Genomic DNA, 12,474 nt, shown 5'->3' on the forward strand with positions numbered 1-12,474 from the left:
CGCGAATGAACTGCGCCACAAAAGTTAGGTTTTTTCTGTCTAACTTTTGGGGTGCAGTTCAGAAGGGGTGTTTTTTCTATCGTTTTTTAGTGCTAAGACTACACAAAAAAGCCTTGATTCCAAGGCTTTTCCTGTTGTATGTAGATGCCCCCATGGATTTGGGAGACTATATCATCTTGAAAGTAATTAAAAAGTTGAAATTTAAGTGATTTTCGGAAGGTACTTTTAGGTATTTTCAATGTCATGATTTAAAAATGGGACAAAAGTGGGGCAAAAACCATACAGATTCTAAACTGTATGGTTCTTTTTTTATCTAACCAAGAAAGGTTAAAACTTATTAAAACAAATGCAATCAACTGTTGAAAACTTTTTAGTCCGTGTAATATAAAAACAAGTAAAAAGTTGAACTATAGGGAATATTGTGTCATAATAGGTAATAGATGAATAATTAATAGATTGGAAATAATGCTTTCTTACCTTAACAAGTTGAATTGGTTATACATTTTTTCGTCGCAATTGTGTCTATCTCTCGAGTTTAGCTAGTTTTTATAAGCTCTGGTTTCTAATCAATATAACAAATTTTAGAAGTGCATAAGACAAGATGGTGACATTACTACAGTCATTTCTAGTCACCATATGTTGCTGGCACAGGCTGTTTGTAGTGTTGGCTATTTACTAGTCAGTTTAATCGGAGTGTTTAATTTTTATTGTTGAAAGGTTTTTATATGGCGAAAATTCTATCTTTAGGTCTGACAGGTAAGAAATTACTTGCTCAGGGGTTCTTGTTTGTTCTGCTAGGTCTCATCTTGATGGTCACGGGGACTTGGTTGCCAGTAAAGGTTATTCGACTGGTTCTGTTTTTAGCTTGGATAGCAACGGTCTTAGATTTAGTATTACGTATTTTCAAAAAAAGTCAGTCAACGGACACCTTGGGAGTTGCACTGGTTAAATTGTTAGTGCTGGGATATTTGCTTGGCTCCAATCTTGCGACGGATGTGCCGATTTATATTTTGGCTCTTGTGATTGGAGTTTATCAGATTTTTCATGCTAGTATTAACCTTGTCACCTATGTTCTCTACCGCAAAAACAAAATTCGACCTCGTTTTCGTCTCTTACTAGATGGACTCGTACTAGTTTTTCTTGGTGGGACTAGTCTTTTGTCCTCTACAGGAAATTCTGTCTTTCAACTCTTTGTATTAGGGGCTTATTTTTTCCTTTATGGTGTGTCCAATATCCGTGATGGTTTCTTGTTTGAGGAGGAAATTGGGAAAAACCATCTCAAACGTCGTATTAGAATTAGCTTACCTATTGTCCTAGCCGCTCTCATCCCTGCAAGAACTTTAGCAAAAGTTAACAAATTTATGCTGGAAAATGCTGATGAGGAAGAAGATATCCATCTTGGAATAGTGAAGTCTGGTAAGACAGCGGAGCTTGAAATTTTTGTTCATACAGCTGAGACCTCTCTGTTTTCGGCAATTGGTCATGTGGATATCTGCTATCAAGGCCGTGTTATTTCTTATGGCAACTATGATCCGTCTTCTGAGACCTTATTTGGCATGGTAGGAGATGGTGTCTTATATTTCTGTGATCGTGACAAGTACATTGACCTATGTAAACGTGAGAGTCAAAAAACGCTTTTTGGTTATGGGATAGATTTGACGCCTGAAATGGAAAAAGCAGTTCAGAAAAAGTTGGCTGAATTGAAACAACTGACGATTCCATGGGAGCCAAGTGCGGATAAAATCATGACAGGTGATGGTAAGGAAGACTGCACCTACGCTTATAAAATCAGACATGAGACGGATGGGGAACTTTATAAATTTATCAAATCTAAGTTTAAATCCTACTTTGTCTTATCTACAAACTGTGTGCTCTTGGCTGATACCATAGTCGGTCAGGCTGGCACCGATATCCTCTCACCCAAAGGATTTATCGCTCCAGGAACTTACCAAGCCTACCTTAATCGAGAGTTTGAAAAACCAAATAGTATAGTCGTATCTAAACATGTTTATTAAGGAGAATTTATGAACTTAGTAAAAAAATACACCCCGTTAATACTTTTTATAGGGCTGGTTGCTCTTGTAATTCTGAATGCATCGAGCTTTATATCAGGAGCAATCTCTCTCTTTGATGTAATATCAACCTTGATTTATGGTGCTGTTATTGCTTTTGTGCTTAATGTTCCTATGAAAAAAATTGAACAGTACTTAGTTAAATTGAAGGTAAAGGCAGAGTTGCGTCGTCCGATTGCCATGGTACTTGTTTTCCTAGCTCTTATCTTAATCGTGATTGCTCTTTTGGTTTTGGTGCTGCCAACCCTAGCCCAGACTATTAGTCAGCTGGGAACAGTCCTTTCAACAGTCCTTACTCAACTTGGGAAATTGCTAGGCAGCTCGGAATTTGTAACCAAAGACATGTTGTCAACTATCGTATCAGGCATACAGGGACAATCTAGTTCTATTAGCCAAGCTTTGATAGGTTTTTTATCAGGTCTGACTAGTAATATCGGCAATATTTTTTCAAGTTTGATGAATGCCTTTTTGATTATAGTCTTCACCTTTTTATTTTTATCCAGTAAGGAACATTTGGCAGCGATGACGAGTCGACTTCTAAAAGTTTTTCTTCCAGAGAAGGTGGTGATAAAGTTGACTTACATTGGACAAGTAGCACTAGAGACTTATGACCAATTTTTGATGAGTCAGCTGATTGAAGCAGTTATCATAGGAGTTATGATAGCGGTTGGTTACAGCGTGTTTGGGATACCCTATGGAGTAATGACAGGTATCTTTGCAGGAGTGCTATCGTTCATTCCTTATGTAGGGCCTATGATTGCTTGTGTTGTGGGAGCGATTTTTATCTTCACAGTGAGTCCTACTCAAGCCTTACTTTCTCTTCTTCTATATCAAGTTATACAGCTGATTGAAGGAAACCTTATTTATCCTAGAGTTGTAGGTCAGTCTATTGGTTTGCCAGCTATTTTCACGCTTGCGGCTGCTAGTATTGGAGGCAATCTCTTTGGCTTACTTGGGATGATATTCTTTACACCGATATTTGCTGTTATCTATCGATTGGTTAAGGAATTTGTCGTTGCAAAGGAAAATCAGCTAGATTAAGAAAAACTAAATTTAATAAGATATACTGAGAAGAGAGTGAGAGATTCTCTTCTCTTTTATTTTTAAATACTTTTCTACAAAAAGCTATTAGACGTTAAAAAAAGCCTTGGTTTCAAGGCTTATTTCTGTTGATTTAGATGTGCCCCCTGCAGGGCTCGAACCTGCGCCCCATAGCTTAAGAGTCTACTGCTCTACCAACTGAGCTAAGGAGGCAACAGAAAAAGCTGAGAATGTAACTTCCCAGCTATTTTAATATGCCCAAAATGGCAGCTAGATTATTTACGAAAGGCATCAAGGATATAGGTGAAACCAACAATTAAAAATGCAAAGGCAACGACATAAACGACAAAGACACTTGTAGCTACTGGATTGAACAAAATCACTAGACCTAGTAAAAATGCAAGCAACGCTATCCACATGATATGGTTGCCAATAATAGGGAAAATCAATCCCAGACGATTGCCTTTAAAGAAAACTATAATGGCTTCTACAATTAACCAAATTCCTAAAATAGTTGGAATGACAACTGGCAGCGTCACAAAGCCATAGGCAACGAGGTAAAGAGCTAAGAGAAGATTAACAATCCCTTTGAAAAGATGAGCTGGTGAGCGAAGCTCTTTTGGTGCAGAGAAATAGCCTAAAATATCTGCTATAGAAGAAACCAGTAAACCAAATGCAATCCACCAGCTGTAAGCAACAAGATTAGCTACTGGGTTTGTAAATAGGAAAAGTCCTAAAAGGACAAAAACAACTCCTGCAAGGAATAGCAGTAAACGATTGGAAAATTTCATTTCAATACCCCTTATATAGTATATTTTGATTGTGAAACTATTTTACCTCTTGTTATAGAAAATGTCAATAAAATAAATAAACAATTTGGAAGTTTCGGTCTGATTCATGAAAAGAAAATCAGTTTTTATTATTTTGAAAATAAAAAGAGAAGATAAAATTTGTCTTCTCTACATGAAAATATTGTATGGCATCAAAGCAAAAGTAACTGGCTTTACACTATTTGTTAAGATGTAATTTGATTCAAAAAGAAAAGATAGATTTAAAAGTGGGGCAAATGATGAGGCAAATTAGTTATAGACAAGCAAAAAAGCCTTGGAACTCAAGGCTTTTTCCTGTTGATTTAGATGCCCCCTACAGGGATCGAACCTGTGACCCACGGATTAAGAGTCCGCTGCTCTGCCAGCTGAGCTAAGGAGGCAAAGAAAAAAGCTGTATTGGTGCCGAAACTTCACGGTTTGTATTGAACCCGCGCAATTAAGCAGGTGGGCAACTCGCTCTAACTGAAGCTGTTTCCGTGTGAGACGGCCTACATGCTGTTAGAAGACTTTTGTTTCCCTAATAATACAAAAAATAGTCGGTCAACACTTAAGTGTGAAGTCGTACACCACAGCGTTTCTATGTTTATATGATACCACTTTTTCAAAAAAAATCAAGAGGAAAATGCAATTTTTTGAAAAGGATTTCAGATTTTTCGCAAACGGTCGATAGCTTCCTTTCTTTGAGCCAAAGCCCGTTCATATTTACCAGTATCTTCTGCTTGGAAATAGTGATGATTACGAATTTTTTCTGGTAGATAGTCTTGCTTGACCCAATTTCCAGGATAGTTGTGTGGATAGAGATAGTCTTGGGCATTCCCCAGTTCCTTGCTTCCACTGTAGTGCCCATCACGCAGGTGTCGCGGAATAGGCAAGTGCCCTGATGTTTTGAGGTCAGCAAGTGCCTTATCCATAGCTACATAGGCTGAGTTGGATTTTGGAGAAAGGGCCAAATCAATGACGACATTGGCAATGAGAATGCGGGCTTCTGGGAAACCAATCCTTTGTGCAGCATCCAGAGCAGTCACGGTGTGAATCTGGGCTTCAGGATTGGCCAAACCGATATCTTCATAAGCGATAACAGTCAAACGACGAGCGAGACTAGGCAGATCCCCAGCCTCAATCAAGCGGGCAGCATAGTGGAGACTGGCATCGACATCTGAACCGCGAATAGACTTTTGAAGGGCAGATAGAACATCGTAATGTCCATCTCCATCCTTGTCCATAGTGATGTAGCTTCTCTGAAGACTATTTTCCATGATGTCAAGCGTGATATGACGGATGCCGTCATCATTTTCTGGGGTGGAGAGAACTGCCAAATCAAGTGAGTTAAAGGCAGAACGGAGGTCTCCGTTGGTAGATGTTGCGATAAAATCAAGGGCATCATTATCTAACTCAACAGGGAAATCAAAACCTCGTTCAGGGTCAGTCAGGGCTATTTGAATGGCTCCTTTGACATCTTGGTTAGACAAGGGTTCCAACTCAAAAATCTGAACACGGCTACGAATGGCTGGAGTGACAGAAAAGAAGGGATTTTCAGTCGTCGCCCCAATCATGATGACCAGTCCGCTTTCCAAGAGAGGCAAGAGGAAGTCTTGTTTAGTCTTGTCAAGACGATGAATCTCGTCTAGTAGCAGTACAAGACCACCTGAGAATTTAGCCTCTTCAGCTATTTCTTGGAGTCTTTTTTTACTATCTACTGTCGCATTGAAAGTTCGAAAGGCATACTTGGTCGTCCCTGCGATGGCAGAGGCAATACTGGTCTTGCCGATTCCCGGAGGTCCATAAAGAATCATGGAGGACAGGCGGTTGGCTTCCACCATGCGGCGGATAATTTTTCCAGGCCCGACCAGATGTTCCTGACCAATGACCTGGTCGATAGTTTTAGGGCGCATGCGAAGCGCGAGATTGTCTGGCATAGCAGTCCTTTCTAGCGTGGATTTTCTGATGTATATGTGGTAAGATGGTAGTATCTATTTTAGCATATTTCCGAGCAATCGGGGCGATTTAAGAGTCGCATAGAAAGAGGACAAAATGGCAACATATGGATTTTTAGATGTTTTAGAGGAAGAGTTGGAGAAGAACTTTCCCTTTGACTTTGAGATTAGTTGGGACAAGCGCAACCACGCGGTTGAAGTGAGTTTTCTATTGGAAGTGCAAAATGCTGCAGGTGTGGAGATGGTGGATGAAGACGGAGAGGTTTCGTCGGACGATATCCTATTTGAGGAAGCGGTACTCTTTTACAATCCTGCTAAGTCAACCGTCAATGAGGAAGACTATTTGACGGTTATTCCTTACTTACCAAAGAAAGGTTTCTCTCGCGAATTTTTAAACTATTTTGCACTATTCCTTAAAGATACTGCCGAGGTTGGGCTAGATGCCCTTATGGACTTTTTGGAAGACCCAGAAGCAGAGGAATTTGTCATGGAATGGAACCAAGAAGTCTTTGAAGAGGGAAAAGTTGGATTGGAAGAGGGAGAATTTTATCCTTATCCGAGATACTAGGAGTTTGACATGGACATAGAGATTTCTGATTTCACAGGCTGTAAGATTGCTTTGTTTTGTGGGGATAAGCTTCTGACTATCTTACGCGATGATAAGGCAAGCATTCCCTGGCCCAATATGTGGGAGCTTCCCGGTGGGGGACGCGAGGGGGATGAAAGTCCTTTTGAGTGCGTGGCGCGTGAAGTTTTTGAGGAACTGGGAATTCATCTGACTGAGGATTGTCTGCTTTGGAGTAAGGTTTATCCAAGTATGCTTTTTGCGGATAAACAATCTGTATTTCTTGTCGGTCAGTTGACACAGAACCAGTTTGACAGTATCGTGTTTGGAGATGAAGGACAGGGATATCAGCTGATGAATGTCGAGGAATTTCTTAGTTCCAGTCAAGTTGTACCTCAGTTGCAGAATAGAGTGAGAGATTATTTGGAGGAAGTTCGATAAATGGCGAAGCGTAGCAAAAATATCAATATGTTTCTCATGGATGGTGAAGTAACTGGAAAAATCAAATGTACTTTGTCAAATTGGACGGGAGTGATTTACAAAATACCTCGTATTCAATTGGGAGATTTGAAGTCTCGTGATGAAATGAAACAAAGTGGTATTTATTTCTTATTTGGTCGAGATGAAGATAAGCAAAAAGATGTGACCTATATTGGTCAGGCAACAACTCGGAAAAATGGTGAAGGGGTATTGTTGCGAATTCAAGAGCATACTCGTGATATTCATGCAGATTACTTTAATGACGTCATAATTCTAACAACTCAAAATAATTCTTTCGGTCCAACAGAAATTAGCTATTTGGAAAATAAATTTACTCAACTTGCTAAAGAAGCTGGTCGCTACATTGTGAAAAATGGGAATGATCCAAATCCTGGTAATGTGACTGAGGAAAAGGAATCTGAACTGGATGAAATTGTTGAAAATACGCTAATGATTATTGGAACTTTAGGTTATCGTGTTTTTGTTCCAATGACAAAGAAAGTTAGTCAAGATTTGACTGATAATCATTCAACTTATCTTTATTTAAAGCGTAAAACTAAGAAATCTAACAAAGTAATAGAAGCAACTTGTGAACGGACAACTGAAGGTTTTGTTGTTTTAGAAGGAAGTCAAGTAGAAATAAAGGATTCTCCATACCTTCCAGCAAGTTTAAAAGAAATGCGTCAGAATTTAATAGCTTCTCGGGTCATTCAAGATGGAGTGTTAAAAGAAAAACAGCTTTTTTCTAGCCCTTCTTATGCAGCGGCTTTTTTGCTGGGTATGCAAACGAACGGTCGAACTGATTGGAAAAATCAGGATGGAAGAACTTTAAAAGAATTGGAAGAATTAATAGATTGATAAGGAAAATACAAAATGGAAACATGGCAAGAGTTAAAAGTTACAGTTAAGCGTGAGGGAGAGGAGCTGGTCTCTAATCTCTTGATTGAGCTGGGAGCGCAAGGTGTTGCGATTGAAGACAGTATGGACTATGTGGGAAATGTTGACCGCTTCGGCGAGATTTTCCCAGAGGTTGAGCAGCAAGAAGAAATCGTAGTGACCGCCTATTACCCTGATACGGTTGATGTAGCAACGGTTGAGTCAGATTTGCAGGCTCGTCTCGCGGAACTAACTGATTTTATGGACTTGGGAGAGGTCAAAATGGGGACGACTGCCTTGGCTGAGGAAGACTGGGCAGACAACTGGAAGAAATACTATGAGCCAGCTCGTATCACTCATGATTTGACTATCGTGCCGTCGTGGACAGACTATGAGGCGACTGCGGGAGAAAAGATTATCAAGCTGGATCCAGGTATGGCTTTTGGTACGGGAACCCATCCAACAACTAAGATGAGCCTTTTTGCTTTGGAGCAGGTCCTTCGTGGTGGCGAAACGGTGCTGGACGTGGGGACTGGTTCAGGAGTTCTTTCTATTGCCAGCTCGCTGCTTGGTGCTAAGGAAATTTTTGCCTATGACCTAGATGATGTAGCAGTTCGAGTTGCTCAGGAAAATATTGAGCTCAACCCTGGTATGGAAAACATCCATGTAGCAGCAGGAGACTTGCTTAAGGGAGTTGAGATTGAGGCAGATGTGATTGTAGCTAATATCTTGGCGGATATCCTCGTTCATCTGACGGATGATGCTTATCGCTTGGTTAAGGACGAAGGCTACCTGATCATGAGTGGGATTATCAAGGACAAGTGGGATATGGTGCGCGAGTCGGCTGAGTCAGCTGGATTTTTCCTAGAAACTCACATGGTTCAAGGGGAATGGAATGCCTGTGTCTTTAAGAAAACCAAGGATATTTCCGGTGTGATTGGAGGCTAGCATGCAACAGTATTTTGTCAAAGGCAGTGCCATCTCTCCTGTCACCATCGAGGACAAGGAAACCAGCAAGCATATGTTTCAGGTTATGCGCTTGAAAGAAGACGATGAGGTGACCTTAGTCTTTGATGATTGTATCAAGCGCTTGGCGCGTGTGCTGGATGTGGAAGCTCGTCAGTTTGAATTGGTAGAAGAACTAGATGACAATGTGGAACTGCCAGTCCAAGTGACCATTGCATCCGGCTTTCCCAAGGGGGACAAGCTGGAGTTTATCACTCAAAAAGTAACCGAACTGGGTGCCAGCCAGATTTGGGCCTTCCCCGCAGATTGGTCAGTTGCCAAATGGGATGGCAAGAAATTGGGTAAAAAGGTTGAAAAACTAGAAAAAATCGCCCTTGGAGCAGCAGAGCAAAGCAAGCGTAATGTTGTTCCAAGTATCCAGCTTTTCGAGAATAAAGCAGACTTCCTAGCCCAACTTGACCAGTTTGACTCTATCGTAGTGGCCTATGAAGAATCAGCTAAAGAAGGAGAAAGCGCTGCGCTTTTACAAGCAGTTACTGGACTCGAGAAAGGAGACAAATTGCTCTTTATCTTTGGTCCAGAAGGTGGTCTCTCACCTGCAGAAATCGAAAGTTTTGAAGCTAAGGGAGCAGTATTGGCAGGACTTGGCCCTCGCATTTTGCGAGCAGAAACAGCACCGCTTTACGCTTTATCAGCCCTTAGTGTTTTATTAGAATTAGAGAAATAAGAGGAAGAAAATGGAACAAAAACACCGTTCAGAATTTCCAGAGAAGGAACTTTGGGATTTAACAGCCCTATACCAAGACCGTGAGGATTTCTTACGTGCAATCGAGAAAGCTCGCGAAGACATCAACCAGTTTAGCCGTGACTACAAGGGTAATCTTCATACTTTTGAGGATTTTGAAAAGGCCTTTGCGGAATTGGAACAAATCTACATTCAGATGAGCCATATTGGCAACTATGGCTTTATGCCGCAGACGACAGATTATAGCAATGACGAATTTGCCAACATTGCCCAAGCTGGGATGGAATTTGAAACAGATGCCAGCGTAGCCTTGACCTTCTTTGACGATGCCCTAGTGGCAGCAGACGAGGAAGTCTTGGATCGTTTGGGTGACTTACCTCATTTGACGGCAGCTATTCGTCAGGCTAAAATTAAAAAAGCCCACTATCTTGGAGCAGATGTGGAGAAGGCCTTGACCAATTTAGGAGAAGTTTTCTACAGTCCGCAGGATATTTACACTAAGATGCGTGCTGGGGACTTTGAAATGGCTGACTTTGAAGCCCATGGCAAGACCTACAAAAACAGCTTTGTGACCTATGAAAATTTCTACCAAAACCATGAGGATGCTGAGATTCGTGAGAAATCTTTCCGTTCCTTCTCAGAAGGTCTTCGTAAGCACCAAAATACGGCTGCAGCAGCCTATCTAGCCCAAGTCAAGTCTGAAAAACTCTTGGCAGATATGAAGGGCTACGATTCAGTTTTTGATTATCTTCTAGCTGAGCAGGAAGTGGACCGTGCTATGTTTGACCGCCAGATTGACCTCATCATGAAGGATTTTGCGCCGGTTGCTCAGAGATACCTCAAGCATGTTGCCAAGGTTAATGGTCTTGAAAAGATGACCTTTGCAGACTGGAAATTGGACTTGGACAGCGCCCTTAATCCTCAAGTGACTATTGACGACGCCTATGATTTGGTCATGAAGTCCGTAGAACCTTTGGGACAAGAATATTGTCAGGAAGTTGCTCGTTATCAAGAAGAGCGCTGGGTGGACTTTGCTGCTAACAGTGGCAAGGATTCTGGCGGTTATGCGGCGGACCCATATCGTGTGCATCCTTATGTTCTCATGAGCTGGACTGGTCGTTTGAGCGATGTTTATACCTTGATTCATGAAATCGGGCATTCTGGTCAATTCATCTTTTCAGATAATCACCAGAGCTACTTCAACGCCCACATGTCGACCTACTATGTTGAAGCACCGTCAACTTTCAATGAATTGCTACTCAGTGATTACTTGGAGAACCAATCTGACGACCCACGTCAAAAACGCTTTGCCCTTGCTCACCGCTTGACAGACACCTATTTCCATAACTTTATCACTCACCTTTTGGAAGCAGCCTTCCAGCGTAAGGTTTACACATTGATTGAAGAAGGAGAAACTTTCGGAGCAAGCAAACTCAACAGCATTATGAAGGAAGTCTTGACGGATTTCTGGGGAGATGCCATTGAGATTGATGATGATGCAGCTCTGACTTGGATGCGCCAAGCTCACTACTATATGGGCTTGTATAGTTACACTTACTCAGCAGGACTAGTCATTTCGACTGCAGGTTACCTTCATCTGAAACATTCAGAAACTGGAGCTGAAGACTGGCTCAATCTCCTTAAATCAGGTGGTAGCAAGACACCACTTGAGTCAGCCATGATTATCGGTGCTGATATTTCAACAGATAAACCACTCCGTGATACCATCCAGTTCTTATCAGATACAGTTGACCAGATTATCTCCTACAGCGCCCAGTTGGGAGAGTAAATTAAAAGAGTCTGGGACAAAAGTCTAACCTTAAATAAAAAAAGCGAACAAAACGAGTTATCTGATACTCAGAATTCTGTCTTGTTCGCTTTTTTTCTAATCTATCGATTTTAAAAATTTATAATAAAGAATTCCTAAAATCAAAATTTTTTGTTCTGTCCTCTTTAATTATCCCCAAAAGCTATCTTCTTCAGCTTGATCTGAAGAGAAGAGCCAAACTTCTTTGATTTTTCCGTCTTCAATACGGAAGAGGTCAATCCCGTTCATATTGAGTTCAGTACCATCAGCACGTGTTCCAAGAAAAGTAACATTAGCTGCGATTAAATCCTTATTGTCAGAAACCCAATTTGTTACCACCTTAAAGGTTCCATTAGTTTTCTCAGCAAATGTAGCAAGGTGAGCTCCTAGCTTGTCCTTACCAACAACTGTACCAGATATACTATGAGTACCAGGTTGATGCCAGATAATATCGTCTGCCATCGTTTCAAAGACACCAGGAAAGTCACCAGCAATTAAAGCTTGGTTATAAGCGTTGAAAATTTCTAAGTTTGTTGACATATCTATTCTCCATTTCTTTTTTATGATATAATTGTAACAGTTACAAACAAAAAAAACAAGTAGACACTTTTTTGATAGCTAGTATCAAAAGTGGTACTATTATTGATACTAAAAGATAAAATTTTTTTAAAAAATAGAAAGAAGATATTTTATGACAAATAAAGTGAGTGAGTATGGTATTTGTCCATTTGCGACAACGCAGAGGGTTTTAACGGGGAAATGGGCACTGGTAATTATTTATCAGTTGAGTACGGGTACCAAACGATTTAAAGAATTGCAGAGATTATTGCCTGGGATTACTCAAACTATTTTGACCCGTCATCTCCGTCAATTAGAAAAGGATAAGATTGTTCAACGAAAGGTCTATGCCGAAGTTCCACCACGAGTTGAGTACAGCTTAACTGAAATGGGGCAGGAATTCAGAGTTGTTTTAGATGCTGTCGAGAAATGGGGTCTAGATTATATCAAGTTGCTAAATGCTAGTGAGATAAGCAACTGATAAGTCCTATAGAGGAAATGTATTTTCTGTTTAATTCCTTAATTAAAAGATAGTGAGGCAAACCAGTATTTTTCCAAACAATTTTCTTGAAACCCTTTCCCTCTTTTGATAGACTAGTA

At 40.6% G+C, this 12,474-nt stretch carries 13 protein-coding genes and 2 tRNA genes; 10 read left to right on the forward strand and 5 right to left on the reverse strand.

Annotated features, from left to right (window positions below; genetic code table 11):
* The 3 genes from NMM26_RS09175 to NMM26_RS09185 form a co-directional block, all read left to right on the forward strand.
* Window positions 1–209 (forward strand): hypothetical protein (locus NMM26_RS09175; protein ID WP_254754305.1); only part of this gene is annotated, 209 nt, incomplete at its 5' end.
* Window positions 210–725: 516 nt separating this feature from the next.
* Window positions 726–2,015 (forward strand): DUF308 domain-containing protein, encoded by a 1,290-nt coding sequence (locus tag NMM26_RS09180; RefSeq protein WP_254754306.1) that lies wholly within the window; start codon window positions 726–728, stop codon window positions 2,013–2,015.
* 9 nt (window positions 2,016–2,024) lie between these two features.
* Complete coding sequence (locus tag NMM26_RS09185) at window positions 2,025–3,113, forward strand: AI-2E family transporter (protein ID WP_004256071.1); 1,089 nt, start codon at window positions 2,025–2,027, stop codon at window positions 3,111–3,113.
* Between the two features lie 140 nt (window positions 3,114–3,253).
* On the opposite strand, the gene NMM26_RS09190 is transcribed toward NMM26_RS09185, so the two are convergent.
* From NMM26_RS09190 to NMM26_RS09205, 4 genes are all read right to left on the reverse strand, one after another.
* A tRNA-Lys gene (locus NMM26_RS09190) sits at window positions 3,254–3,326 on the reverse strand.
* Between the two features lie 62 nt (window positions 3,327–3,388).
* Window positions 3,389–3,904 (reverse strand): DUF308 domain-containing protein, encoded by a 516-nt coding sequence (locus NMM26_RS09195; protein WP_153193055.1) that lies wholly within the window; start codon window positions 3,902–3,904, stop codon window positions 3,389–3,391.
* Window positions 3,905–4,250: 346 nt separating this feature from the next.
* A tRNA-Lys gene (locus tag NMM26_RS09200) sits at window positions 4,251–4,323 on the reverse strand.
* 264 nt (window positions 4,324–4,587) lie between these two features.
* On the reverse strand, window positions 4,588–5,859 hold the full coding sequence (locus NMM26_RS09205; protein WP_153193067.1) for a replication-associated recombination protein A: 1,272 nt from the start codon (window positions 5,857–5,859) through the stop codon (window positions 4,588–4,590).
* 115 nt (window positions 5,860–5,974) lie between these two features.
* Here NMM26_RS09205 and NMM26_RS09210 point away from each other — a divergent pair, with 115 nt between their 5' ends.
* From NMM26_RS09210 to pepF, 6 genes are read left to right on the forward strand one after another with little or no spacing between them, the layout of a single operon-like run.
* Entirely contained in the window at window positions 5,975–6,445 is a 471-nt protein-coding gene (locus NMM26_RS09210; protein ID WP_084927215.1) for a DUF3013 family protein, read from the forward strand.
* A 9-nt stretch (window positions 6,446–6,454) separates the two neighbouring features.
* Window positions 6,455–6,883, forward strand: coding sequence for an NUDIX hydrolase (locus tag NMM26_RS09215; RefSeq protein ID WP_254754307.1), 429 nt, complete (start codon window positions 6,455–6,457; stop codon window positions 6,881–6,883).
* Complete coding sequence (locus NMM26_RS09220) at window positions 6,884–7,780, forward strand: GIY-YIG nuclease family protein (RefSeq protein WP_254754308.1); 897 nt, start codon at window positions 6,884–6,886, stop codon at window positions 7,778–7,780.
* 15 nt (window positions 7,781–7,795) lie between these two features.
* Window positions 7,796–8,746: a 50S ribosomal protein L11 methyltransferase gene (gene prmA, locus NMM26_RS09225; protein WP_025171391.1), complete on the forward strand. Its 951-nt coding sequence runs from the start codon at window positions 7,796–7,798 to the stop codon at window positions 8,744–8,746.
* 1 nt (window position 8,747) lies between these two features.
* A complete protein-coding gene (locus NMM26_RS09230) occupies window positions 8,748–9,491 on the forward strand; it encodes a 16S rRNA (uracil(1498)-N(3))-methyltransferase (RefSeq protein WP_254754309.1) in 744 nt (247 codons plus the stop codon).
* Between the two features lie 10 nt (window positions 9,492–9,501).
* The gene (gene pepF / locus NMM26_RS09235) at window positions 9,502–11,298 is read left to right on the forward strand and encodes an oligoendopeptidase F (RefSeq protein ID WP_254754310.1); all 1,797 of its coding nucleotides are present in this window, start codon (window positions 9,502–9,504) and stop codon (window positions 11,296–11,298) included.
* A gap of 168 nt (window positions 11,299–11,466) precedes the next feature.
* Here pepF and NMM26_RS09240 read toward each other — a convergent pair whose 3' ends face one another.
* On the reverse strand, window positions 11,467–11,856 hold the full coding sequence (locus tag NMM26_RS09240) for a nuclear transport factor 2 family protein (RefSeq protein ID WP_084927208.1): 390 nt from the start codon (window positions 11,854–11,856) through the stop codon (window positions 11,467–11,469).
* 151 nt (window positions 11,857–12,007) lie between these two features.
* On the opposite strand from NMM26_RS09240, the gene NMM26_RS09245 reads away from it, so the two are divergent.
* The gene (locus NMM26_RS09245; protein ID WP_042900485.1) at window positions 12,008–12,355 is read left to right on the forward strand and encodes a helix-turn-helix domain-containing protein; all 348 of its coding nucleotides are present in this window, start codon (window positions 12,008–12,010) and stop codon (window positions 12,353–12,355) included.
* The last annotated feature ends 119 nt before the right edge of the window (window positions 12,356–12,474 follow it).

This window comes from Streptococcus sp. CF7_Ac1-8, from assembly GCF_024295435.1.
Lineage (GTDB): Bacteria > Bacillota > Bacilli > Lactobacillales > Streptococcaceae > Streptococcus > Streptococcus mitis_AP.